Below are 26494 nucleotides of genomic sequence, written 5' to 3'. Positions count from 1 at the left end.
GTGGTGTCCGTTACATTTTGAAAACGGCTGTTTTCACCCAAATAACGGCGAACGTTGGAGAAACGCATGCTTGGCCATGCCTTGATTATGAATCCGGAGTGGGTCGCCCTGGTGCAAAGCGGCCGTGAAAAGGAAATAAAAACGGCGATTTCCCGTTCCGCGCAACAGGAGCTGGTGATTCCGGATGGTTTATGGGGAATGATCACCAATACACCGGGCTGGTTTCAAGTGATGGATTAAATCCCTGACAAATAGCTGCCAGGGCCTCCACTTTCTAGGCGGAGGAATTTCCCCGCTTTTGTCGAATCAGTATCCTTATGATGAAAAGAAGAAAAATCGCCGCCATCGTCGGGTTGTTCCTGCTTGCCCTGACCTTGGTTCGCCTTGCTTGGATTAACGTACAGACAACTTCGACCCGGGTAGAAGCCGAAGAGGGGCTCTTGGATCTGCGCGATTGGGACTCCTCTTCCAGACCGATACTTTCTCTTGTCGGACAATGGGAATTCTATCCGTCGCAGCTGGTGACACCCGGTCCGGACGGTACGTTCGAATCGGAAGGAAGCATCGCCAAACCGGCAAAGGTCCCCGGAAGCTGGGAGCGGGATCTTTCTCCGCCGCGTAGGTCTACCTTCGGATACGGGACGTATCGGCTGCGTGTTTTTATGCCACCCGAAGCCTTGCCGAAATTGACCGTTCGCGTGCCGAGACTTTCCACATCCTCGGCATTGTATGTGAATGGACGTTTGCTGGGCGGCTCCGGCCATCCGGCGGATAGCGCTCCGGCCTATACGGCTAGCAATGTGCCATATTCCGTCACCTTCGCCGCCGATCGCGGCGTCCTGGATATCGTTCTGCAAACGGCCAATTACGACGACCGTGTGATGGGCGGCTTGACGGAGCCGGTCAAATTTGGAACGGCCGAGGCGATGAACCGTGCTTATTGGTTTTCCGCCGGATCGCAGGCGGCGATGTGTCTGCTGATGATTATGCATGCCCTATACGCCTTCGTCCTTTATTTCATCGGCGCCCGGCAGAAGCCGCTGCTGATCTTCTCCCTGCTGGCGATTTTCGGGGCGGCCGCCATCTCGGTCGACCAAGACCAAATTTTGTCCGCCTGGTTTGGGCTCGAATACGAATCTGCTCATAAGGTTTACTATCTATCCTACATAGGTACGGCCGCGCTGCTGCTGCAATATATCAGAGGCTTGCTGCCGGAGTTCCCGATCCTTCGCCATTCCCGCTGGCACTTGGCCGCATGTGTCGTCTTCGGAGGGTTCGTTTTGGCGATGCCGGTCAGGCTATACACTTATGCCGATGGGCTGCATACCGCGCTGATGCTGGTTTCGTTCGTAAGCGCCCCGATCTTTCTCTATTTGGCGGTCCGAAGAGGTCTTCCGGACACGATCTATATGCTGCTCGGCATGGTGGCGATCGCGGGGAATCTAGTTTGGGGAATCGTGAGTTATTCGTTTTTTCTCGATACTGGCTACTATCCTTTCGATATGCTGGCCTTGTTTACCGCCTTTGCATTGTACTGGTTTAGGCAGTATTTCCGCAATGCCGCCGAGACGTCCAGGCTGGCGGAACGGTTGCAGGCGGCCGACAAGCTCAAGGACGAGTTCCTGGTCCATACCTCGCACGAGCTGAGAAATCCGCTTCACGGCATTTTGAATATGGCCCAGACCGTGCTTGATAGCGGCAGACGATCTGACGAGGAGGCCAATCGGGAGCGCTTGAAGCTGCTCATTTCTGTGGGCAAGCGCATGTCCTTCCTCTTAAGCGACCTGATCGATCTGACCCGGCTGCAGGAGAACCGCATCCGGCTGAATCCGGCCCCTCTCCGGCTTCAAGCGGAGGCCGCCGGCGTGCTGGACATGGTCCGATTCATGACGGATGGAAAGCCGATCATGCTTGAGAACCGGATTCCGGATTCGCTGCCGCCGGTACTGGCGGATGAGAACCGGCTGGTGCAAATCATGTTCAACCTTCTGCATAATGCGGTTAAATTTACGATTGAGGGGCGAGTTGCGGTCGAAGCGGAGGCTGAAGGCGGCAGGATGGTTATCCGCGTTTCAGATACCGGAATCGGTATGGACGAGGCGACGGTGAGCCGGATCTTCCAGCCTTACGAACAAGGCGCGGAACAGGCGGAGACGAACGCGGCGGGGTTTGGGCTGGGCCTTACGATCACCAAGCGCCTGGTGGAGCTTCATGGCGGAGAGCTGACGGTCAGTTCGGCGCCAAACGCCGGATCTGTCTTCCGGTTTACTTTGCCCGTGGCGGATCCGGGTGAGGCCGGACCGGCAGCGAATGCGGCGACCGCAAACAGACCGATCAAAGACGTTGAGGTTCTTACCTTCGTCGAGACGGTCGCCGCTTCCGTGCTGGAGGAAGCTCCCGTGCGCGGAGACCGGCCCCGCATTCTCGCCGTCGACGACGATCCGGTGAATCTGCGCGTTCTGACGAATGCGCTCGCCCCGGATCAATACGAAATCGTGACGGCAACTAGCGGCTTCGAAGCATTGTCGCTGCTGAATTCGGGAGCGTGGGATTTGCTCGTCGCGGACGTCATGATGCCGGAAATGTCCGGCTACGAGGTCGCCCGGACCGTCCGTTCGCTTTTCTCCCATTCCGAGCTGCCGATTTTGCTGCTAACGGCCCGCTACCGGACGGAGGATATTGAAGCGGGCTTCCGCGCAGGGGCCAACGACTACATCGTTAAGCCCGTCGACTCCCATGAGCTGAGAGCTCGGGTAAAAGCGCTCACGGATGTCGCGCGGGCGGCGCGCGCGCAGTCGCGTTTGGAGGCGGCATGGCTGCAGGCGCAAATTCAGCCGCATTTTCTGTTTAACACGCTGAATTCCTTGGCTTCGCTTGTCGAAGTTGATACCGACCGTATGCAGAGTCTGTTGCTTGCTTTCGGAGATTATCTGCGGGCCAGCTTCGACTTCGCCAACCTGGAACGGTTGGTGCCGCTGCGGAAAGAGCTGGAACTGGTGCGGGCTTATCTGTATATCGAGCAGGAGCGGTTTGGAGACCGCGTTCAGGTGGAGTGGGAGGCGGACGACCGTCTCGAGCTGCTGGTTCCTCCGCTATCCGTACAGCCCTTGGTGGAGAACGCTGTCCGGCACGGCGTGCTTAGCCGCACCCGGGGAGGCACGGTCCGGATTCGGGTTCTCGACTTGGGGGACCGTGCGGAAATATCCATTGAGGATAATGGAGTCGGCATTGAACAAGGCACGCTGCAGCGGGCTCTTTACCAGGGGGAGGAGCTCGTCGGAAAACCGGGCGTCGGCCTGGCCAACACCGATCGCCGTTTGAAGCAGCTTTTCGGCAAAGGCCTGCAAGTTCAGGGTGTGCCCGGAGAGGGAACGGTTGTCTCCTTTATCGTCCCCAAAGAAAACGGCAAACGAGTCCATTGATTTTTGATGAAAACTAAATATAATTAATATATAGTATGTTTAGAAAACTAGAGGATAGGATGGATTCCATGGCTTATTCTACGGCGTTGTCGCAGGCGGTTTCCATATTGCTGTATATCCACGCGATTTCTGAGGAGCCCTGCGCCAACTTTTTATCGACGAAGATCATATCCGAGCAATTGAATATTCCGGCTCCGACCACGGCCAAAGTGATCCGGAGCTTAAGCAATGCCAAGCTTACGGTGACCAAGGAAGGGGCGAAAGGCGGCATTACGCTATCCAGACCATTAACGGAAATGACCTTGCTTGATGTGTTTTTGGCTGTGGAGCCGGGCAAACCTTTGTTTAAGCTCCATACGGACGTGGTCCTACAGGGAAAAGATACGGAGGTTGCCGAAATTCAGCAAAAGATAAGCAAACGCTTTGAAGCGGCGGAGCAGGCGATGCGGCAATCGCTCGCGGAAGTGAGCTTAATCGATTTGGTGGAATGAAGACAAGGACGGCCAAGCGGAATGTAATTCCGTCCTTTTTTTGTTCGTAACTATATATAGAGTATCAATTATATTCTAATTGGTTGAAAGGCGGAGTAAGAAGACTCGAAACCCATCCGGAGTTTGCGCAAAACGAACTGAACGAATATATGAAGCAACACCGGATATTGCACGAGGCGTGGGGGCCGCTCGGTCAAGGGAATAAAGCGTTACTGGAACATCCGGTCTTGCAACAAATCGCGGGCCGGCACCAAAAATCCGTGGCCCAGGTCATTTTGCGCTGGCATCTGCAGAGGGGAATCATCGTTATTCCGAAATCGTCCAATCCGCAAAGAATCCGCGAGAACAGCGAAATCTTCGACTTTGCACTGACCGGTGAGGATATGGTGAAGATTGCCGGGCTCGATACGAGAACACGGTATGCGACCAACCCGGCCGGTTATATCATCCATCCGTTATACAATAAGCTGATGAAAATGTTCTTATAAATCTATTTTTTAAAACAGGTATAAAAGTACCTACCTTTATATTCTATTATATGTTAAATAATAGAATACGAACCATCAATTTCATATGAAGGGGGATAGCAATTTCAAGTTGGCAAATCTATCACTTTTGAAAAAGAAAGGAAGATTCGATGATGTCCACACGGCGAAAATGGTTGTTAGCTCTTCTGTCCGCAATGTTAACGGTCTCCCTGACCGGAACCGCCACGGCTTTGGCCGAGGCGCCGCAGAGTTCGGCGAACTCGCAAAGCGAAGCGTCTATCCAAGCCTCATTGTCCGACATGCCTGCGTCACTACGGCCCTCCATTGAATGGGTGTACAAGAACCGCATGTTGAAGGAAAATTCCGTAGGCCGCAAAAATTTGATTTTTGACCAAATCTTTGCCGGCAAGGGAACGATCAATTATGTGGTCCGCTGGCAGTCGGCCAAAAATTTGACGCTTCAGCAGCGTCAGGATATCGAAAGGATGTTAGGGCGCCAATTGAACAACTGGACAAAACATCTTAAGGGGTATGACGGATGGCCTTATGGCGATATCCCGGTTAAAGTCGTAGGCTGGGCTGTCGCCAATCCTGCGCAAATCCTCAACAAGCAATTAAATGAAATCGTTTACACTCAAACGATCGTGGATGAGCTTAGCAAAACCGATCCGCGCATTCCGGCGGCTCTGCCTGTCGCTCCCAGCGCGTTGTCCCGATTCGATCACTTTACCGACCCGAATTATGCATATCCCGGAGGATTGGACAAACGGTTTGACATGTATTTGTGGGGCACGACCAATTTTGGCGGCGGCGCCGGAGGCGATTGGGGCCAGCGTATGTCGGACGATTATATTTTAAGCACGGTCAACAACAACGAGATTCAGATTACGGAGCATGAGATCGGCCATGGGTTCGGTATGCCGGACTTCTATGGAGAGAATGACCGTCCGCCGGGAGGATTCCCCGTACCGACGATTATGTGGGCGGGCAACTCATCGAAGATCACGGATTGGGATGTATGGCTGCTTCGCTATACCTGGAGCCAGCTCAAGCAGGATTCGCAGCGGTTCCGCATGTAATAAGTGAATCATCTAGCGCTCGTCCCTTGCGGACGGGCGCTTTTTTGCGTTCAATGGTGAACATTTCACTCCGTACATATGCGTATCATAAACCGCCAATATTAAAGAAAATTTTTGACCGCGGGGGAATGAATTTCGCATCTGGACTCGCCTGATGAGGCCAAATTCGACTAACGCCAACCGCATGGACGATTTTAGGCCTCCTTGCTCTGATCCGTATAATACAAGAGAGACGGGCCAGCTTCGAATGGTTTCCTGGCCAAGATTGTACAGTTCGGAAGCGAAAGCGTGGTTTCGTTAAAGAAGACCGGTAAAACGGGCGGAATGGAATTCCGTCCGTATTTTGCTATCTCTAGAACATCGAATTTTGTCTATTCTTTGTATATACTTTGTCGAGTTTTTGTCGAGTTTGCAGTGATATGTTGGAAATACGCACTGTGTAGGATTGGCATATTCTTCATATATACAGTGTGTAATTGAAAAAGATGCTCGAAGGAGGGGAGACGACTAAGCATTGATCAGCGTCCCGCACAGCCCTTTTTCGGTCATCTGAAAGGGCATAAGTTTCGACGATGCGAAAGGGGTGCTGGGGCAAGCAAATAGCGTAAGGAGAGCTTTGAGATGAAACGAAGAGGTCGTGTAAGAACATCTTTACTATCTTTCTGCTTGGCGGTAGTGCTCGCCTTGCAGTCAGTGACGTTCTCTGCTGCAGCCTATGCGGAGAACGCGTCAGACGGTTTCGGTACGGCTGCCGAACCGTCGTCGGTATCTGAGGCGGTGTACGGTTCGCCGGACGAACCGTCGTCAGTACCTGAAGCGGTGTACGCTCCGCCACCCACTTTAGCGTTTGCGGCAATGGCGGTAGACCCGGCGGACAAAACGGCGGTGCTGGCGAACGCCAATCCGACGTTCACGCTCACGGTGAAGCAGGGCGACCCTGCGGCTGTGATTCCGGCGGGCGGCGAGATTAACGGCCGGGATAACTTTACCCTTGAGCTGGATAATATCGCCGTACCGACCAAGGGCGACGATCTCAATGCTCCGCCCGAAAGCGTGATTCAGCAGGGAGATTACGCCGTCCTGGATAAGGCGACCTACTTCCCTGAAGTGAATTTGACGCCTGCTGGTCCTTTGCCAATCAATCAGGGCGGACTGAAAATTGCTACCGTTCAGTTTTTTGCCGATTCCATCAAAATTACGTTTGATGGCGCAGGGGTATATGACGGCAGTAAAAACAGCGTCAAAATCGGCTTTTCCACTACTGCCAAGGCGGCGGATCAGACCCCCGGCGGTGAGCTGAACGCGACCATTTTCGGAGATGGCTATAAGTTTAAAAACTCGGCTTTGGTGCCGGAGTATACCATTGTCGCCAGTTCCTTAAGCAACGGTGGCTATGACAGCGGGATCAACTCCACCTCTTTTCAAGAGGGCACTATTACATGGCGAGCGGTAGTGACTGCCACCGACAGGGACGATAAGACCATCCCCATGCCGCTGGACGGGTTGACCTTCTCTGATGAGCTTGCGAACGTCGGTGTATATGTGCCTGGGTCCTTCTTTGTGGATGGAAATGCGGCAGTTCCTGCTTATGCTGCTGATCGCATACTTTCCTACAAGTTCCCAAACGTATCCACTGAAGAAAACGTCAAAAGCACGGCGACTATCACCTTCAAAACGTGGATTCCTAAGAATACTTATTACTATGAAAAGAACGGAAATTTTGCTGATCAGTATGGATGGTACCGCATTGATAATGCCGCCAAGCTCTTGGATGACACTGCCGATGTGAAGGCTTCATCAAATACCCATCGGATTGCCATACGCCCCAACTGGATTGCGGTGACCGGCAAGCCCAGCAAGAGCGGAAACGATACGCTCATCACATGGACGGTTGAGGTCAACAAGAGGATTAACAATAACAGCGTGCTGTCCAAAACCGGCTTGCAGAACGTTAAGATTACAGACATGCTGCCCGCCGGGACGGAGTTTGTGTCCGCAACTTATAAGAATGGGGACAGCGGTACGGATACCCCAATTACCCGAAACGCCACAGGGGAATTCGAGATCGGAACCGCCATCGGCGGGAATCTGGACGGCCCCCTCTATATGACGGTTGTGACAAAGGTGACTGACAGCAGCAAGTCAACCTTCGACTATAGTGCCCGCGCCAACTGGGAATTGGATGTGAAGGATGGAGAAAATGCCATCCAGAACAACGATGTGGCCGGCTGGACCGCTCCTGCAGCCGTTGTGGAAACTGCAAGGGTTATAATCGGCGCACATGCCTTCACGAAAAGTGCCACCACCACCGCCGCGCTGCACAACATCGCAGGCACCAAGTGGACGATGAACTTGACGCTGCAGTTCGATCTGGATGCTCCAGCCGTCTACGATTTGCTGGTTCACGGCGGTTCTCTCGATGTACTGAATAATCTGGACGCCAATCCTAAGGTTGCGTCGGCAACTCTGGATGCAATCAAGAGCCAGATCGATTCCAAGCAGCTTTGGCAAAAATACCGCGAGAATACACTGACCGTGAGTAATGGACTGACCGGTGAAGTGATCCCCTTGACGGTGAACGGCGAGCGGGTGGCCGATCTTATCAAAGTAACCGGGTATAAAGGAAGTGTGCAGGGGAGCGTTTCTTTTGAAGCCGTCACCACCAATCCGGATAACCTGTTCCGCCAGGATAACGCCGGAAACACATGGAGCAACCGGGGGCTGCTCTTCGATGGCGACGATTATATGAGTCGCGCCGAGGCCAACACCTCGAACTTTGTGCGGATGCTGAACAAGGAGATGCTGTATGCCAACACGGTGGGTGTAGAGGGGGTTTCAGCCGATTGGAACCGAAACTATTCAGGTACTTGGAGTGACAGCATATGGAAAAGAACACCCGTGGCCAACGATCCGAACTGGTATACGGACAACTCTCGTCCTGACAATTACATTCTGGCAGGCTATGACCGTAAGGATCGAACAGTCACCTTCCGGCTGGCGGTGAACATGCCGGGCTTCAATACGGATGAGATGGCCAAGGACGGCGGCACCCGCGTAGCCAGCGACATTAAGCTGGTGGATGAGTTGCCGGAGGGCTGGGAGTTTGTAGATTATGCTCCGGGCGAGGCTTATAAGCTTTATAAAGGTGGTACGGGCTATAGAACCGATGGTAAAGGCGGGTATGGTAGATATGCCCAGGCCGTTTCTGTCATTGCGCCGGGTACGCCTCAGCATGTGGTGAGCTTCAACAAGAATGGCAATGTAGGCACTTTCACCTTCTCCAAGCTGGAGAGCCCTTACGTCATTCTGGTAAAGGCGCGTCCGACCAATGCCAAGCTGGCGACCTACCAGCTAGGCAACAATAATGCCGGTGAGAATCAGGCGGTATTCTCCATGAAATGGGGAGACAAGCCTTATAGCGCCACCGAGAAGCATAGAATCATTGTGCCTGTGCAGTCTCTGAGCAAGACGGGGAAAAAGCCTGTTTCCGGTGTGCAGGAATGGACGGTGAACTACACGCCTCCGTTCGAGATGAAGCAAGGCGTCTATTTGCTGGATACCCTTGCCAAGGGGCTGAAGCTGCGCCAAAATGCGGAGGGCGGTCTATCTCTCGAACCTTCCGACATCGCTGTTTATCCCGGCAAGTTGAAGCCGGACGGCAGCCTGGAGCGTGACGGAGGGCCGCTGAATCTTACGGATCCGGATAGTGAAGTGAAGGTTACCGCAGGCACAGACCCGGCAACTGAGGGATCGACGCTTCGGTTTGATTTTGCCGACCCGAACAAGTTCTATCAGATCGTTTACCAGACCGAATCCCAGGGCATGCAGCCGGGAACGGCCGGGAACTCCATCAAGCTGATGGGCGACGATACCCTTCCGCCGATCGGAGCGCAGAGCAGTATTACGCTGGACGCGAACGATGTGGCGGGAAGCGCAAATGAAAACGGCCTGCTCTTCCTCAAGAAGGTTGGTCCCGACGGCACAACACCGCTGAAGGACGTAAAGTTCCAGTTGTTCAATCCTGACGGTACACCGGCCAGGGATAAAGAAAACAATGTAATGGCGGAAAAAACGACGGGCACGGACGGCAAGACGGATTTCATTATTCAGGTGCCGGGGGATTATTTGCTCAAGCAGACGTATATTGATCCCCTCACTTACTTGCCTACGACTACGGTATACCGGGTACGTGTCATCGATGCGCCGGGCAAGCCTGTCCTTGTTGACGGACAGAAGGTGGAATTGAACAATCCATTGATTGTGCCAACACCGGCCCAAGGCAAGCTGACCATCAGCAATAAGGTGGAAGGCAACGGCAGCGATCCGGACAAAGAGTTCGAATACACCGTGACCTTCACCGGCGAAGGCAAGGATGGAGAGTACACCTATAAGAAGCTGGATAATACGTTTGGCACGATCAAGAGTGGAGACAAGGTTACCCTCAAGCACGGGGAAACTGTGACGCTGCCGGCATTGCCTGTGGATCTGGACTATACCGTAACCGAGGCCGATTATACGACCGTTGACGGTTATACGACCATGCCAGAGACGAGAGAGCTGTCCGGCACAATCGTGAATAAAGGCGACCACAAGGCGGATTTCGTGAACAAGCGATACGTTCACAATCTGACCGTCAGCAATACAGTCACGGGGGATGGGGCAGAACCGGGCAAGCCGTTCAAGTACACGGTGACCTTTGACGGTGCAGGAAAGGGTCAAGCTTACAATTACGAGCATTCAGACGGTACAACGGGCACGGTCACATCCGGCGCTTCTTTCGAGCTCAAGCATGGTGAGACCTTTAAAATTAAGGATCTCCCCGACAATTTGAAGTATACGATCACTCAAGACGGTTACAAGAACGACGGCTACGCGACCACCCCTGCATTGTCCGATGAGGGAGTCATGGCGGGTGCCGATCGCAAGGCGGATTTCATCAATGAACGGACCGTCAATAAGCTGACCGTCAGCAATACGGTCATGGGCAACGGCGGCGACAAGACGAAGGAATTCGAGTACACCGTCATCTTTGAGGATACAGGCAAGGATGAAAGCTATTCTTACTTGAAGTCGGGCGGCGGCACAGGTACGATCAAGTCCCGCGATACCTTCAAGCTCAAGGATGGAGAGACACTGGATATTTTGGGCCTGCCTAAGGATCTGAAATACACAGTTACCCAGAAGGACTACACAGCCGATGAATACGTGACCATTCCTGAGGAACAAGGTTATACCGGAGTCATGGAGGGCAAAGATGAAGATGCCCCGTTCACGAACGTGCGAGTCTTGAAGGGCGGTCTGCTCATCAGCAACACGGTTAAAGGCAAAGACGACGACAAAAAGAAGCCGTTCAAGTACACGATCACCTTCACAGGCGAGGGAGCGAACGAATCCTACTCCTATGAGAAATCGGACAGCAGCAAGGGCACGATCAAGAGCGGAGACACCTTCGAGCTTACAGATGGCCAGACGCTTGTTGTGCAAGGACTTCCGACGTATCTCCAGTATACGGTGACCCAGGATGGTTACACGGAAGACGGCTATGTGACGGATCCTGAAAGTCTTGTTCGCACAGGCGCCATTCCGGAGAAAAAAGTGGCCGAAGCACATTTTGTCAATACCCGCCCGTATCTGGAAGGCGTGCTGCGTGACAACAACACAGGGGAAGTCATTCCGAATGCGCCCATCACGGTGACCGATCTGAAGACAGGCAAGGAGCTTCAGACGGAGACGAATGAGAAGGGTGAATATTCGGTCCCGGCCGTGGCGGATACCGACTATACGATCACATTTACGAAGTGGTATCAGGTAGGCGGGAAGGATGTCCCTGTCGAGTTCACGCAAAAAGCAAATGTGGACGGCAGCGTTACGGACGAGACCGTTCCGGCGGACATTACGGCGGTAGGGATCGTTCTGTTCAAGCAGCTGGATGGAACAAAAGAGCTATTCAACGATTCGTTAACCAGCCAGATGCATATCTATTTGAAGGACAAGGACGGCAATTATATTAAGGAGAACGGCCAACCCAAGGCGTTCCCAATGGCTTCGAACGGCACTTTCTCCGTGGAAGGGCTGAGCGAGCAGAAGTACACAATGGAAGTTCGCTATGAAGCTGAGGACGGTCAGGAACTGCTCTTCAAGGTGACGCAGCTGGACGTGAAAGCAAACGGAGAGCTGAATATTTCCGAGGAATTGGTCGACCCTTACGGTACGGTTTATGATGAGACGACAGGAGATGCCATCACCGGCAAGAAAATTGACGGAGCCAAAGTTACACTGTATTATGCGAATACGCAACGGAATATAGATAACGGGCGCATTCCGGATACTAAAGTAACGCTTCCACCGGTTCCGAATTTTCCGCCGCACGACAACAAGAGCCCGGAGCAGGATAGCGACGCAAATGGCTTCTATGCGTACATGGTGTTTCCTGAAGCGGATTACTATCTGATCGTAACGAAGGACGGATATGAGACGCACAGAAGCGAAACGATTTCTGTCAATTTTGACATTATAAAATACGACGTGCCAATGAAGCCGATCAGTTCCGGCGGCAATGACGGCGGCAATAGCGGCAGTAATGGCGGCAGAACTGGATACAGCACCCGCGTACCCGCTCCTGTCCAGCCCGCTCCTGCTCAGCCCGAGCCTGACGACAGCAATGGCGGAACCGGCGACGACAACAACGGAGCCGGCAACGTCGATAACGGAACCGGCGACAGCGATAACGGAGCCGGCGACGGTAACAATGGAGCTGGCAACATCGACAACGGAACCGGTGACAGCGACAACGGAGCTGGCCACGTCGACAATGGAACGAGCGACGGCAACAACGGACCCGGCCACGTTGACAATGGAACCGGCGACGCCGACGTCGAGCTGGACGATGTTCCGCAAACCGGGGATAACAGCGCACCGCCAATCTTCTATATGGCTTTGGCGCTGATGTCTTTGATTACAATCGGACTCTGTCTGCTCAGCAGCAAGAAGAAAAAGCACATCCAGTAAACCGGAAAGGCGGTAAGAAAATGAGTAAAACTAAAAAATTTCTTATCGCCGTTTCCTTCCTTCTGTTGGTATTTTCTCTCTTCGAAATGGCGAGAACTTTCCTGCAGGATTATGCTGAACGGCAGAAAATCGAAGAACTGACAAAAGTTTGGGAAGAAGAGTCAGACAAGGGCGGAGGGGAGGCATTCCCCTCCCCTTTGAGTATGAAGGCGGATGAGCCGGTCATGCTTCCCGAATTTCAAGCGCTTTACGAGAGGAACCCGGACATCGTCGGATGGCTGAAGATTGACGGCACCCGAATTGAATACCCGGTCATGCAGAATCCGCAGGATACGCAGTTCTATCTCAATCATGATTTCGATAAAAAGAAAAATAAAGGCGGCCTGCCCTTTTTGGACGAGCACAGCCGGATCAACGGTTCGGGCATTTTGCTGATTCACGGACATCACATGAAAAGCGGCTGGATGTTTAAAGATTTGATGAAGTACAAGAAAGAAAGCTTTTATAAGGAGCATGCTACGTTCCAATTCAGTACGCTTTACGAAAAGGAAGAGTATGAGATTGTTGCTGTTATCCTGTCAAAAGTTTACCGCAAATCGGACGACGTTTTTAAGTATTACCAGATTGAGCAGGTAAGTACGCCCGCCGAGTTCGATTCGTATGTACAGAACATCAAAAAACTCGCTCTATACGACACGGGTGTGACAGCCCGGTATGGCGACAAGCTTATTGTACTGTCCACGTGCGAGTACTCAACCGACAACGGCCGGTTGGCGGTGGTCGCCCGAAAGCGTAATTGACGATATTGAAATACGTAAGTCCAACCGCTTCATATCGCGTTCTCCTTTGGGAGGGCGCGATTTTTTTTGTAGTTAACATGGAAACTTTCGCAATATGAAACTGGTAAATAAGCGTTAATGTAACTTGGCGATCTGGAGTTGACATTGGAGAAAAGGAGAAACCCTTTCCCGGAGTTCGAGGCGACTTCGTGGATCAGATCCAGCAGTTGTAGTAAAGCGATCACCCCACCTGAGCGTAACTATTTCCTACTCCAGCTTTCTTGCTCCATGTTTAATGGAATAGTTGCAAAATTTACAATTACTTATCCGGAAATGCTGCCATAGCACTTGGTTAAGTGTAAAACCTGCAATTACTCCGCTATATTTCGAAGAAGAGGTAAAAAGACGAGGGAATAGATGTATGAAATACAATTAAACGATTGATTGGGTAAATAGATATAAAGTTAGTTGTATGATTTGCAATTAATGATCAGAGTAGGGCCGGTCAAGCACACTACAACGGCTCTGGAAAACTACGGGGCTGTTCGATTAATACCATAAGCAACAACCGCTGTCGGCCAATGAAGCTGACGGCGGTTGTTTTTTTGAATAAATGTTGGTTTGCCGCTTGTATATTGCGCTACACTAAGCTAAGTCACGTCTCCATCTGTTGCACCCGCTTCAAGTATGCAGTGACGTTTCTGTCATCATCAAGCGGATACTCGTAATTCAACCGTTCCGCCACCTCTTTCGCCGTGCTGCGAAACAAATCCAATGCGGCAAACAAGGCGCGCCAGACTGCTGCATATGTCCCCTCCGGATAAGTAGACATCAATGCAAGCCAGCTCTGGTTCGGCAGGTATTTTTCCAAATACTTGCCGTTTTTTCCCGTACTGAGAGAGAAACCGGTGTCCAGGCCAACTTTCCACTCCAGCATTTTGATCAGCATAGGTCTTACACACATGTTCAAGTGGTCCATTGCGTAAGTCATTTCTCGTCTCCACAAACCTTTGGCCACATAGGTGGAAACCCACCAAAATTCGTTGCAGCAATCTCCGTAAAAAGCGGCTGACGGATGCTTCACCCAGTAATCTTGATCGGTTGGCTCCGGGAGATGCGGCAGAGCACGATCTTTATCCAACAGAACTAGGGATAGTTTGTCGCCGTTGTTCCAGGTTTCTTTTTTCTCGACAGGACAAAGGGTAAGATCGATCCGGTTGCCATCCGAAAATAACATGAGATAAGCGAAGTTTCCATCCAATTCAGGCGGAATCAGCTTCATGTCTTCCGGCGTTTGCATGATGATCCGGCTTCCGAAGCAGTCCATCCAATGTTTGTCTCTGATAAAAGATTTCATGTCCGTAACCAGAAACACAATATCGTAATCCTGAAACCTGTCTTTCGGAGCGTTCGGATTCGTTCGCGACCCGTTCATCCCGACTGCACGGACCCGGTCATCATTTCTTGCGTAGTCCAAAATCAATTGCATCATTTCTTGTTCGCTTCTCATCTTGGGCCTAACCTCCCGCTTTTTATTTAAATATTGTTAAAAAGAACGTAGGCGGTCCGCGAATTCGAAAGAAATAAAGCGCTCTCCTAAAACCTCGTTATAATTTATCTAGCAGCATTTTCAAAAGTTTTGTCCCCTTTCTTTTTAATTACTAAGTTATATTCTATCATAGGCCCTTGCCCGGTTAACTTTCCTCATTGTCTCTGGGTAGCGAGACTCTACTTTATTGTTAAAAATTTGGACATGAATGCGAACGTACATTCCTGTATTTTATGATATGATTTTCTTAAACCATGGTGTTGGAGGAAATATTATGAAACAGCTGTTGACTTCCGAACTGGATGAGTTTTTAACATTTGTCAGGTCATTGGATAGTTTGAATGATGAAGTTTGGTTTTCACCAATCGGTGAGGGGAAATGGAGCATCCACGATATTATCGTCCACATCATGAAATGGGACGAATACTTCAATCGGGTTACTTTTCAGGCGCTGGCCGAAAGCGAGTTCCCGGAATTAACCGAGCACCCGGATTATTTAGGATACAACGAACAATCCGTACTTTACGGAAAAGGGATGACCAAAAAGGCGGCGATGGAAGAAACGATACGAAACCGTGAGCTTATGATCGATCATCTGAGCAGGCTGGAGGATCGTAAATTTACGATGGTTTATCCGGGCAAGCGCGGGTTCACGTTGGAGTCCTATATCAGAGAATTTTTTATTTCTCATGATCAGCATCATATGAAACAGATCAAGGACTCTTTGGATTAGACGATCCCGCCCCCTGTTTATACGGGAGTTATTTTTTCGACCGGCTCAGGCCTTGTTTGATCTTTCCCACGGTCAACAGCAGCAGGGGAAGGCCTACCATGTTGACGGGAAGCGCGACGGGAATCCAATAATTGAGCAAGTAATGGTTGACCGCTTCGGCCACGTTCTGCGGAATCAAGGCGAAAAGAAGGATGACCGGCGCGATGAACCAGATCATGATACGCCAATTTTCAATATTCAGAAATTGCGCCGTCCCGTAGCTGGTTATGAACAAATAGATCGCCAGTTTGATGAACACGCTGGCGAACCAAACGATAATCGGCAGCGGATCAAGATTTTCGATAAATCCGAATATCGATATTTTTCGGGACATTTCAAAAAAAGGGTACCACATTTTGGAGGATAGCGTTACTCCGATCGTCGTCGTAGCTATCGTCATGGCGATCAGGACGACAAACACGGCCGTAATCACCGCTGCGAAGGCGTATCGCCCCCCTTTGCGCGGGGTGGTCAAAAAGCAGGCAAGCATAAGATACTCTACGGAGTGCCCAAGATAGGAGGCTGGGGCAAGCGAACCTTTGAGTATCGCCGCGATGCCGCTGTCCGCGTACACGGGGAGCAGGGAATTCAGGTCCACGTTATTGATGCTGGCGAGCAACGTAAGAAACACCATGATGACGACGATGGGGCCGAGAATCTCGCTGCAGCGGGCGATCGATTCAATTCCCCCCGAATAAGTCGCATAGACGATTAGGGCAAGCATAATCAACATAATCGCCCAACTCGGCGTCAGCGGCAGCATCATGACATGGATGACGTCGTTAAATTGCCGCAAAACGATCGGGAGGATGGTGTACCATTGAATGAAATAAACCAGTATAACCGCTTTGCCCAGCCATTTTCCCAAGAGGGTCTGGGACAATTGAATTAAGTTCTGGTCCGGGTGCAGCAGTGTCGTTCGTGTGGTTATCAAGGTAACCAGAAACGCAATGCAGCCGGCAACGATAATGGACATCCATATATCCTGCCTGGCCGCGGTTACGCTTGGGGTTAACGTCATGATCAAGGTCATTCCCATAGCCATTAAAGTAATCATCCAGAAAACCTGCATGCCGGTTACCTTCATGCCAACCATCCTCAATTCTTTTGTTGATCATTCTTTAATAATATGCCCGGCAGCCTGTGTTCTTCCGATCCGCTCGATTCGGACATCGAGATTCACTTCGACCGGAATCGCCGGGTACATCGTATCCCATTTCTCCTTAAGATTCTTCCAGTCATATGGGTGGTCGATATGGACCTGCCTGCCGAATCCGAATATATCCGATTTGAATTTCTGTTGAGAGATCGAGACGGCGCTTTCCATCGCTTTTTTCAGTTCATCTTCATATGTCTGTTCCAGGCGATCATGGACGCCTGACTTGGCCATGTCGAGCTCCGTGTCGTTGGCGCTGATTCTGCCCGTTACCGTAAGATGAACGGTGATTTCGGGCTTCTCCTCAATCATTCGGGTGTGAATGTTCGTCTTCACTTTCAAGATGCTTAGACTAACGGTCCCTTTATATTCGGGTTTCGGGGGCTCGAACTGTACCACCCAGCTCAATGCGTGGATATTTTCCCGAAACAGGCGAAACGCTTTCTGCTCATCTCCGGAAAGAAATCCGACCAGCTTGTTATCACGGTAAGCCGCAATTGTGTCCAGTGTGAAGGTCGGATTTCCGATCCCATCTTTTGTAACCCGGATGCCCGCGGTTACCGGAGACTTCCCGAAGCTAGCGAGCGCATCCAAAAACTCGTCGGTTTTGACGGCCAGGGTGAAATCGCTCTGCATAATGTTGTTTATGCCGACGGCGGGAATTTCCTCGAGCAGGTAAGGGGTGCTGAGGACCTCTTTGGCCGTCGATTCATAAGCGGTTACGATATAGCTGTTATACCTGCTTTCCGGGGAGCGCAATAGCGTATCCAACACCTGGTTCAATCCGTGTCTGCCCAGGCTTTCGCCGATGACGATCACTCTCCGGTGTCCCAGATCGATGCTCCGCGACAATTGCTGCTGCTCCTTGTTCAGGGTATCGATGCCGTCCTTTCCTTCTTTCGTAAGAACTATAAACGACTTTTTTCCTTTGGATTGCACGGGAGTCGGAAGTCCAATCGGCAAGGCGATTTGCAAGGAAGTAATCATTTCCCCGTTTTCTGACAGATCGAGACCGGAAGCCGTGACAAAAGCAAGCTCGTCCATCTCCTTGCGGTCCCAGCATCCCGTAAGCATGGCGAGACAGCACCATAAAGCTGTGAACGTGAAGGCGATTCGGCGAAAATTCATTTCTTCTTCAGCTCCAATTCCTGCCCGACGCGGCGTTGCCGTTTATTAAGTACCTGCCAAGGAGCTCTAAAGAAGACGTCGAGTAACCCTTCCAATTGAAGCGGAGCTACAGGTGACAGGTAAGGGACGCCGAAGGACCGCAGATTGGTCAAGTGAATCAGAATGGCGATCAGACCGGCCCCGAATCCGTAAAGCCCGAATGTCCCGGCGCAAATCAGCAGCGGAAAACGCAAAAGGCTGACCGCCTGGTTCAATGTCGGATTGGGAATCAGAAACGAGGCGATCCCCGTCAGCGACACCACAATAACGAGGGGCGCCGATATAATGCCGGCCTGAACGGCCGCTTGTCCGATGACCAGCGCGCCTACGATGCTGATGGTCTGCCCGACGGGACGCGGCAAGCGGACACCGCCCTCGCGAAGCGCCTCGAACGTGACCTCCATCATGAGCGACTCCATAAGTGCCGGGAAGGGAACAACTTCCCGCGATGCCGCAAGGGTCATCGTCAACGAGGACGGGATCATTTCGGAATGATAAGTTGTGACCGCTACGAAGATGGAAGGCAGGGCAAGAGCCAGAAAAGCGAACAAATACCTCAACATACGCAGCATGGAACCGAACAGGAAATTGATGTAGTAATCCTCGACCGTCTGGAATGCGAACCAGAACGTCACGGGCAGGATCAGCGCAAAGGGCGAGCCGTTTACAAGCACGGCTACTTTGCCTTCGATCAGCGAGGCCGACACGGCATCGGGCCGCTGGGTCGACTGAAGCAACGGAAACGGAGATCGGGGATGATCGCTGATCAACTCTTCAATATACCCGGAGGTCAGGACGCTGTTTATATCGATTTTGGCCAGCCGCCGCCGGACCTCTTCTACTATGTTTTGAGCTGCCAGGCCGTCGATATAGACGATCGCCACCTCGGTTTGCGTTGTCGTTCCCAAGACGATGTTCTCCATCTTAAGCTGCGGCGTCCGGACAGTATGGCGAAGCAGGGCCATGTTGACATCGATTCTCTCGATAAAGCCGAGCCGCGGGCCGCGAATCACCGATTCGGTGCTGGGCTCTTCCAGCTGGCGCTGCAGTTTGTCCCTGATCTTGATGGATAATGCCTGCCTGGAAGATTCAAAGAATAAGACGACCTCGCCATTGACGATGCATTGGGCGGCTTCTTTCAGATTCGATACCGTTTTCATTGCGACAATCGATGGCAGGTGATGCTTCAAGCGTTCAATCAACTGTTCCGGGGATTCAGCTTCTTGGGGATTCAGCTTCATTAACGGCGTTAACAATCCTTCGTCCCAAAGCGTATGATCGACCAGCACTTCGAGATACACCGCCAAGCAGGGAAGTGAATGAACAATATAAAATTTCCGCGTGACCAGATCGGCGCAATGCATAAAAGTCTGTCTGATTGCCGCTTCGTTGAGGTCGAGACTGTCCGAAAGCGGCACGTCGGGAGTCGGGTCGATCCCTGACAGCTTTTTTGTCAGGCGCTTCGATAGACGTGTGTTTTTCAACAAGCTTCACTCCAATAGGTTCATGCTTAATAGGGTATCCTGCATCTTCCAGTTTATTCGGGAACAAAGCAAAAGGCCGGTGCCAGAAGACACGGCCGGCGAAACGGGAATAAATTTCCTATGCGGAATGCATACTTCAACCATAAGATTCTGGAAAAGAGGCGGAAAAAAAGGAGATGAAAAGCTTCGGCAAGGCGATCGTTTTTTTGGCTATAGTCGCATTATCGGGCGTTGTCCTGTATTTTTCCGTGACCCTGCCGCCGGGCTAAGCGAAATATTTGGCCACAAGCTTTTCGACCGTCCGGGTGGCCAGCGCCTGGGTCGTCAGCGTCGGATTCGGACCTCCAATTCCGTTGAAGTGGACGCTGTTGTCGCCGATATATAGCCGTTTGACCTGATAAGCTTCGCAGTTCGTGTCCACGACGAAGCCCATCCGCATGGTGCTTTCCAAATGAAGCTGAAAGGCGAAAGGGGTGTCGGAGCGGATGATTTTTTGGGCACCGGCCGCTTTCAAGGATTCGCAGGCGTATCTGGCCAGCCGGTCGCGCCTTTGCAATGTTTTCGCGCTTGGAGTGTAATGAACGACCGGGATTGGCCCGTTCTCGTCCTTTAACAGCGGATCTACTTCGACCCGATTGCGGTAAAGCGTTTCGTCATCCGTCAGCAGCAAATAAGTCATCGTCCGGCTGTAATTCGCCATCAATTCTTTTAGTTTCGGTCCAACCACACGTCCGCGTATATTCCAAGGGGCTTCTTGTTCCGGCAGCCTCAAGGCGTCGTAACCGGCTTCACTGAAACCGTAAGTCAGGAAGGACATCAGCCCCGGACTGAGGCAAGAGACCTGAAAACACCCGGTGCCGGGAATATCGACTCTGGCGCCGGACGTATGCCCCATATATGGATAGACGGCCGGTAATCCCATGATGCTCAACAGATCCTTTTCGTCGAATACGCCTCCGACCCAATCGAAGCAATGATTCGTCAGTCCTCGGCCCACCCACGCATTATAAGGCAGCGACGAGTTCAACCAAAGCCGCGGTGATTCGATGCACCCAGCCGCCATGATCACCGCACCGGCCGTAAGCTCCCCGACTTCGCCGGTCCAGGTGTCGCGGAAGCGTACGCCGATAGCCCGCAGTCCGCCCTCCGGATCGTGATCGGTCAATATTTTGGTCGTGAAAGAATTGGGCCGTATGGCAACGCGTCCGGTTTTGAGCGCGAGCGGGACGTAGCTGACGAGCGTTCCCCGTTTGGCAATCCGGTCGACCGATGGCCCGGCCGTGCATCCATTGACGCAATGCCCCTGCAGATTGCACCCTTCCATCTCGTTGAGCTGTTCCGGCGTATAGTCGGGATTCATCAAATTCGCGTTCGGAGGCAGGATCGCATTGGGGTTTGGGCGGTAACCGGGCGTTACCACATCGAGCGTCGGATTGAGCCGCCAGCCCGCCTTTTTCACCCCGTAATAAAACAATTCCTCCTTGGGCGTCGTCGGTGAGAAATTGACGGGCAGGGTTGCTTCGACCTTCTCGTAATAAGGAATCAGCTCCGCGTAGCTGATTGGCCAGACGTTGTTCACGGCCAGCGGGAACGCCCGCGGCGATTGGCTCCAGTAATGTTGCGTCGTTCCCCCGACTCCCGCTAACTGCCAGATATCGCCTTTTTGGCGCATTACCCGGTGCCACGGCGCACGCCGCCGATCGGCCGGTCCGAAGCGGAAAACGCCCGACACCACATCGTTCATGTTGTTTTCGTAGCGATTATAGATTTTTTTATAAATCCCCACGTCGAGATCGCCGAAGCTGGAGCTCCACTCTCCGCCGCGATCGCTGTTCGGTTCGGGCCATTTTTTATTCCCATAAAAAGGACCGGCCTCCAGCACAAGCACGTTCAGACCTTTTTCCCCGAGCTCCTTGGCCGCGACCGCACCTCCGCCCCCGGATCCGATAACGATGACATCAGCGTCGTACAATTTCGTATCCCCCTTCATGCCTGACGATGAACAGCATAAATCCGCGGAATGCGCGGTAACCGGAGGAAACGCCCGGATATTCGGCCTGCCGCCAACCGATGGGAAAATGCTCCAGCCTTCGGCGGGTCGGGGTTTCGAGCCGTGTCGTACCGTAGGCGGACCATTCCGAGTAGTTCCCGAACATCGTTCCCCGGTTCAAATAATCGATGATAAATTTGAGGAATCCGCCGTCGTCCCGGTAGGGAGGAGGCAGCAGGCCGAGATCGAACCGGAGCTGCTCCAGCAAGGCGAGGACCCGGATTCGGCCGGCGGGAGCGAGGGCGGAGAACGGACTTACGGCCCAAACGGGAACCTGCGGCGCGTCCGGCGCACCGCCGCCGGCGACGAACTGAACCGCTCCCGTGTTCAGCATCCGTGCGGTGGAGGCGGACAGCGGGAATTCGGTCCGGCTAATACCGAACATAAGCGCCAGGGTATGATCGAGCTCCCATATCATGTACTCGTGCACGTGCAGTTCGGCTGCGCCCGGCGCTTGCAGCGGCCCGAGAGCCGGCGTGTACGGGGCAATCGCTTCTACAAGCGCACGAAACGTTTCGTAAGTATCCGGATCGGCATGGGCCGAATACGATTTTGCCGTTTGCACAATAGTAAACCTCCCCCGATACTCAAATTAGATATTGTTCCTCTCAAAATTTTATTGAGCAGCCAAGCATAATATGATGGGCTTTGATGCGGATCTTGGCAAAGAGTGAGCAATCGAGAAGAAATGTTTATCAAAACCCAATGATATACTTATAATAAAAAAATCGAAGCAACAGAGAGGGGATGACCGTGAACTACGTAGACAGGCCAAGCAACAACCCGCCAATGAATCACTGGAAAAGAAATATCGTGCTTTTTTTAAGCAGCCAGACGATCTCGCTATTTGGTTCGTCTTTGGTGCAGTATGCCATCATGTGGTATATTACGCTGAATACGAAATCCGGAATGATGATGACGCTCTATATCCTCTGCGGATTCATTCCGACGTTTATTTTGTCCCCGATTGCCGGCGTATGGGCCGACCGTTACAACCGGAAGCTGCTGATTATGCTGGCGGACGGAATGATCGCGACGGCAACGCTGGTGCTCGCGGTGCTATTTTTAATGGGTTTTGACGCGACCTGGCTGCTTTTTGTGATCGCCGCGGTACGCGCGTTGGGAACCGGGGTTCAAACCCCGGCAGTGGGGGCGATTTTGCCGCAGATCGTGCCGGGCGATAAACTGACGAAGGTCAATGGAACCAACGGAAGTTTGCAGGCGGTGATCATGTTCGTGTCGCCGATCGTAAGCGCTGCGCTGTTGACCGTGGCGTCCATCGAGATGATCTTTTTCATCGACGTCGTGACCGCCGCCATCGCCATTTTGACGCTGCTGCTGTTCTTCAAAATCCCGGTTCACCAAAAAGCAGCCGGCGGGCAAGCGACGGGGTATTTCAGCGACATGAAGCAAGGTTTGGTTTACATCAAAAACCATGCTTTTCTGAAGACGTTTTTTGTGTATTTCGCCGTATTTATGGTGATGATGGCCCCTGCCGCCTTTTTGACGCCACTCCAGGTAACGCGTACCTTCGGGGATGAGGTGTGGCGGCTCACGGCGATTGAAATCGCCTTTTCCATCGGCATGATGGCGGGAGGAGGACTCATCGCCGCGTGGGGCGGATTTCGCAACAAAATTCACACGATGACCGTCGCAAGTCTTCTGATGGGCGCTTGCACGTTTTTGCTCGGCATCGTTCCGTCCTTTTGGATCTACTTGTTCTTTATGGCCGTTTTCGGCGTGGCGATGCCGATTTTCAACACCCCGACCAACGTGCTGATTCAGGAAAAAGTGGATGAGAACTTCTTGGGCCGCGTATTTGGCGTGATCGGTATGATATCGACTTCAATGATGCCGATCGGCATGCTGATTTTCGGCCCGATCGCGGACGTCATTCAAATCGAGTGGCTGCTGATTGGCACCGGCCTGCTCATCCTTATTCTTTCGGTCTTTTTGGGACGAAACCAAGTGTTGCTCGACGCGGGGAAACCGCCGTTACCGGAGTCCTCCGCATAATCGAAGAAAACAGGAGCGCGATATCGCTGATGAAGTCTTTGGATACCGGAAAAAGGAAGTCAATTCTCTAGCGCTTAACAGTTCAACGATTGTCGTCGTGGCCGGACATATCCTGGGCATACTGCTTAGTTTTGCGGCCATGGGAAGTTGGATGAAAGCCATTGAATACAGCGCTTCTTTTGCCATGCCCGTGATCATTGATCCGCTTTACATCGGAGTTGGATTTGTCGTTATCATGCTCTGCTATGAGCTGTCGAAGCTGCTGTGCAGGAAAAAAGTCAATGCTGTTTCTATGAGTGATGTCTTAAAAGCAGGGACGGAATAGAAAAAAATTTTATTTTCCATTGAGGCTGCAATAAAAAGGATTGCGGCCTCAACCCTTTACATATCCGGCTAATGGTCGTGTTGTCTTTTTTGCATGTACTTATAACTTAACTTCCGCAGAACGAAAACCAACTTAAAAGCAGGGGGAGCATGGAAGGAACTATATGCCACTCCTGCCACGTCGCGCTATAAGGAAGCTGGGGGGGATCCCACGAAATGCAAAAGTGCAGGCGGTTTTCGTCGAAATTCCCCGAAACAGGTGGTTCAGATGTAAAAGTGCATTTCATTTCGGGTCAAAAGCTACTTTTTTATCGTATAGCCCCAAAAGAGATGCATTTTTGCATTTCAACCGCTCCAAAATAGAAATTCACGGAGAATGGAATGCACTTTTGCAGTTGATTCCATCAGGCCTCTCCAAGGCCTAGGTAACGTTCCGTTTTATAGTAAAGAACGTGTTTCGATCCGCTGCAAAAATGTGTTTGATTGGCAAAGTTCTTGCCATTTTCGTCCGATTTATCAGCAAACTGCTGTTACATGGGAATGTATTAATCTTCCAATATTGGAATACAGTTTAGCTTGTTTATCCGCAACAATACATGTTATATTATTTCTCCGGCCGTGAAAATGGCCAGGCGATAAGGGAATGGCAGGATTTACTTCTTGCCGTAGAGCTTCTTGATGTGATATATTGTTTATCCTGCCCTTTAAGTTGTGTCGGCGTTACGCCGGCCACGGCGAGAGGTTGCAGAGAGGAGCAAACGATAAACGGCGGAATGTTGTTGGAAAAAATTACGCCTTGAAATGAGTATGGATGATATGTTATATTAATTATCCTGCCGGATGAACCGGTATGGTGGTAAGTGAAATGGCAGGATTTACTTCTTGCAGTGAAGCTTGCCTCTGTGATATATTAGTCTTCCGGCGCTTTTGATAGAGCCGGAACGAAAACGAAGTTGATCTTTGAAAACTGAACAACGAGTGAGTATTAAATGAGAATTATATGGATGAATTCCAATCCGGTTTACGCCGGCGTTGAAATTCGATCCTTTCTCGTCAGTAACTGATTGAGCTAATCGCTCTTTCGAATAAAGTTTCAACTTGGATGGAACACCTCGTACCTTCGGGTACAAGACTCCTTCCAACTTTATTGGAGAGTTTGATCCTGGCTCAGGACGAACGCTGGCGGCGTGCCTAATACATGCAAGTCGAGCGGAGTTAATCGGGAGCTTGCTCCTGGTTAACTTAGCGGCGGACGGGTGAGTAACACGTAGGCAACCTGCCCGTAAGACCGGGATAACTACCGGAAACGGTAGCTAATACCGGATAATCAAGCTTCTCGCATGAGAGGCTTGGGAAAGGCGGAGCAATCTGTCACTTACGGATGGGCCTGCGGCGCATTAGCTAGTTGGTGGGGTAACGGCTCACCAAGGCGACGATGCGTAGCCGACCTGAGAGGGTGAACGGCCACACTGGGACTGAGACACGGCCCAGACTCCTACGGGAGGCAGCAGTAGGGAATCTTCCGCAATGGACGAAAGTCTGACGGAGCAACGCCGCGTGAGTGATGAAGGTTTTCGGATCGTAAAGCTCTGTTGCCAGGGAAGAACGTCTTCTGGAGTAACTGCCAGGAGAGTGACGGTACCTGAGAAGAAAGCCCCGGCTAACTACGTGCCAGCAGCCGCGGTAATACGTAGGGGGCAAGCGTTGTCCGGAATTATTGGGCGTAAAGCGCGCGCAGGCGGCTGTTTAAGTCTGGTGTTTAATCCTGGGGCTCAACTCCGGGTCGCACTGGAAACTGGATGGCTTGAGTGCAGAAGAGGAGAGTGGAATTCCACGTGTAGCGGTGAAATGCGTAGAGATGTGGAGGAACACCAGTGGCGAAGGCGACTCTCTGGGCTGTAACTGACGCTGAGGCGCGAAAGCGTGGGGAGCAAACAGGATTAGATACCCTGGTAGTCCACGCCGTAAACGATGAGTGCTAGGTGTTAGGGGTTTCGATACCCTTGGTGCCGAAGTAAACACATTAAGCACTCCGCCTGGGGAGTACGGTCGCAAGACTGAAACTCAAAGGAATTGACGGGGACCCGCACAAGCAGTGGAGTATGTGGTTTAATTCGAAGCAACGCGAAGAACCTTACCAGGTCTTGACATCCCTCTGACCGGTACAGAGATGTGCCTTTCCTTCGGGACAGAGGAGACAGGTGGTGCATGGTTGTCGTCAGCTCGTGTCGTGAGATGTTGGGTTAAGTCCCGCAACGAGCGCAACCCTTGACTTTAGTTGCCAGCAAGTGAAGTTGGGCACTCTAGAGTGACTGCCGGTGACAAACCGGAGGAAGGTGGGGATGACGTCAAATCATCATGCCCCTTATGACCTGGGCTACACACGTACTACAATGGCCGGTACAACGGGAAGCGAAGGAGCGATCTGGAGCGAATCCTAGAAAAGCCGGTCTCAGTTCGGATTGCAGGCTGCAACTCGCCTGCATGAAGTCGGAATTGCTAGTAATCGCGGATCAGCATGCCGCGGTGAATACGTTCCCGGGTCTTGTACACACCGCCCGTCACACCACGAGAGTTTACAACACCCGAAGTCGGTGAGGTAACCGCAAGGGGCCAGCCGCCGAAGGTGGGGTAGATGATTGGGGTGAAGTCGTAACAAGGTAGCCGTATCGGAAGGTGCGGCTGGATCACCTCCTTTCTATGGAGTAC

General features: G+C 51.9%; 16 protein-coding genes and 1 other annotated feature (1 of these 17 only partly in view). Of the genes, 10 read left to right on the top strand and 6 right to left on the bottom strand.

Annotation, left to right across the window (positions count from 1 at the left end; all coding sequences use genetic code 11):
- The first annotated feature begins 66 nt into the window (after nt 1–66).
- The 7 genes from EHV15_RS36670 to EHV15_RS25915 all read left to right on the top strand — a co-directional run bounded on the left by EHV15_RS36670 (nt 67) and on the right by EHV15_RS25915 (nt 13288).
- Entirely contained in the window at nt 67–240 is a 174-nt protein-coding gene (locus tag EHV15_RS36670) for a hypothetical protein (RefSeq protein WP_178075958.1), read from the top strand.
- A gap of 77 nt (nt 241–317) precedes the next feature.
- On the top strand, nt 318–3422 hold the full coding sequence (locus EHV15_RS25940) for a hybrid sensor histidine kinase/response regulator (RefSeq protein WP_246061785.1): 3105 nt from the start codon (nt 318–320) through the stop codon (nt 3420–3422).
- A 68-nt stretch (nt 3423–3490) separates the two neighbouring features.
- On the top strand, nt 3491–3913 hold the full coding sequence (locus EHV15_RS25935; RefSeq protein WP_178075957.1) for an RrF2 family transcriptional regulator: 423 nt from the start codon (nt 3491–3493) through the stop codon (nt 3911–3913).
- A gap of 83 nt (nt 3914–3996) precedes the next feature.
- The gene (locus EHV15_RS25930; protein ID WP_281281662.1) at nt 3997–4401 is read left to right on the top strand and encodes an aldo/keto reductase; all 405 of its coding nucleotides are present in this window, start codon (nt 3997–3999) and stop codon (nt 4399–4401) included.
- Between the two features lie 149 nt (nt 4402–4550).
- The gene (locus EHV15_RS25925) at nt 4551–5480 is read left to right on the top strand and encodes a dockerin (protein WP_246061784.1); all 930 of its coding nucleotides are present in this window, start codon (nt 4551–4553) and stop codon (nt 5478–5480) included.
- Between the two features lie 621 nt (nt 5481–6101).
- A complete protein-coding gene (locus EHV15_RS25920) occupies nt 6102–12488 on the top strand; it encodes a DUF7601 domain-containing protein (protein WP_128633773.1) in 6387 nt (2128 codons plus the stop codon).
- 20 nt (nt 12489–12508) lie between these two features.
- Nucleotides 12509–13288 carry a class B sortase gene (locus EHV15_RS25915; RefSeq protein WP_128633772.1) on the top strand — a complete coding sequence of 260 codons (780 nt, stop codon included), beginning with the start codon at nt 12509–12511 and terminating at the stop codon, nt 13286–13288.
- A 634-nt stretch (nt 13289–13922) separates the two neighbouring features.
- Here the strand turns inward: EHV15_RS25915 and EHV15_RS25910 are convergent.
- Nucleotides 13923–14777 carry an aminoglycoside 6-adenylyltransferase gene (locus EHV15_RS25910; RefSeq protein ID WP_128633771.1) on the bottom strand — a complete coding sequence of 285 codons (855 nt, stop codon included), beginning with the start codon at nt 14775–14777 and terminating at the stop codon, nt 13923–13925.
- Nucleotides 14778–15090: 313 nt separating this feature from the next.
- On the opposite strand from EHV15_RS25910, the gene EHV15_RS25905 reads away from it, so the two are divergent.
- Nucleotides 15091–15549 carry a DinB family protein gene (locus tag EHV15_RS25905; protein WP_178075956.1) on the top strand — a complete coding sequence of 153 codons (459 nt, stop codon included), beginning with the start codon at nt 15091–15093 and terminating at the stop codon, nt 15547–15549.
- Nucleotides 15550–15577: 28 nt separating this feature from the next.
- Here the strand turns inward: EHV15_RS25905 and EHV15_RS25900 are convergent, their stop codons facing one another.
- The 5 genes from EHV15_RS25900 to EHV15_RS25880 all read right to left on the bottom strand — a co-directional run bounded on the left by EHV15_RS25900 (nt 15578) and on the right by EHV15_RS25880 (nt 22010).
- Nucleotides 15578–16675, bottom strand: coding sequence for a GerAB/ArcD/ProY family transporter (locus tag EHV15_RS25900; RefSeq protein ID WP_246061783.1), 1098 nt, complete (start codon nt 16673–16675; stop codon nt 15578–15580).
- A 27-nt stretch (nt 16676–16702) separates the two neighbouring features.
- The gene (locus EHV15_RS25895; protein ID WP_128633768.1) at nt 16703–17872 is read right to left on the bottom strand and encodes a Ger(x)C family spore germination protein; all 1170 of its coding nucleotides are present in this window, start codon (nt 17870–17872) and stop codon (nt 16703–16705) included.
- Nucleotides 17869–19395 (bottom strand): spore germination protein, encoded by a 1527-nt coding sequence (locus EHV15_RS25890; RefSeq protein WP_246061782.1) that lies wholly within the window; start codon nt 19393–19395, stop codon nt 17869–17871. The genes EHV15_RS25895 and EHV15_RS25890 overlap by 4 nt, the downstream gene beginning before the upstream one ends.
- Nucleotides 19396–19660: 265 nt before the next feature.
- Nucleotides 19661–21367: a GMC family oxidoreductase N-terminal domain-containing protein gene (locus EHV15_RS25885; protein ID WP_128633766.1), complete on the bottom strand. Its 1707-nt coding sequence runs from the start codon at nt 21365–21367 to the stop codon at nt 19661–19663.
- Nucleotides 21354–22010 carry a hypothetical protein gene (locus tag EHV15_RS25880; protein ID WP_128633765.1) on the bottom strand — a complete coding sequence of 219 codons (657 nt, stop codon included), beginning with the start codon at nt 22008–22010 and terminating at the stop codon, nt 21354–21356. The genes EHV15_RS25885 and EHV15_RS25880 overlap by 14 nt, the downstream gene beginning before the upstream one ends.
- 224 nt (nt 22011–22234) lie before the next feature.
- Between EHV15_RS25880 and EHV15_RS25875 the strand changes: the two genes are divergently transcribed.
- Together EHV15_RS25875 and EHV15_RS38090 are read left to right on the top strand one after the other, a co-directional pair.
- Complete coding sequence (locus EHV15_RS25875) at nt 22235–23461, top strand: MFS transporter (protein WP_128635539.1); 1227 nt, start codon at nt 22235–22237, stop codon at nt 23459–23461.
- Nucleotides 23361–23786: an FtsX-like permease family protein gene (locus EHV15_RS38090; protein ID WP_128633764.1), complete on the top strand. Its 426-nt coding sequence runs from the start codon at nt 23361–23363 to the stop codon at nt 23784–23786. The genes EHV15_RS25875 and EHV15_RS38090 overlap by 101 nt, the downstream gene beginning before the upstream one ends.
- Before the next feature lie 1143 nt (nt 23787–24929).
- Nucleotides 24930–26494 (top strand) — a sequence feature (most likely nonfunctional fraction of RNA operon) (it continues 679 nt past the right edge of the window).

The sequence above is a fragment of the Paenibacillus oralis genome (assembly GCF_003863965.1).
Classification (GTDB): Bacteria; Bacillota; Bacilli; order Paenibacillales; family Paenibacillaceae; genus Fontibacillus; species Fontibacillus oralis.
This window is presented reverse-complemented; position numbering and strand designations above follow the sequence as displayed.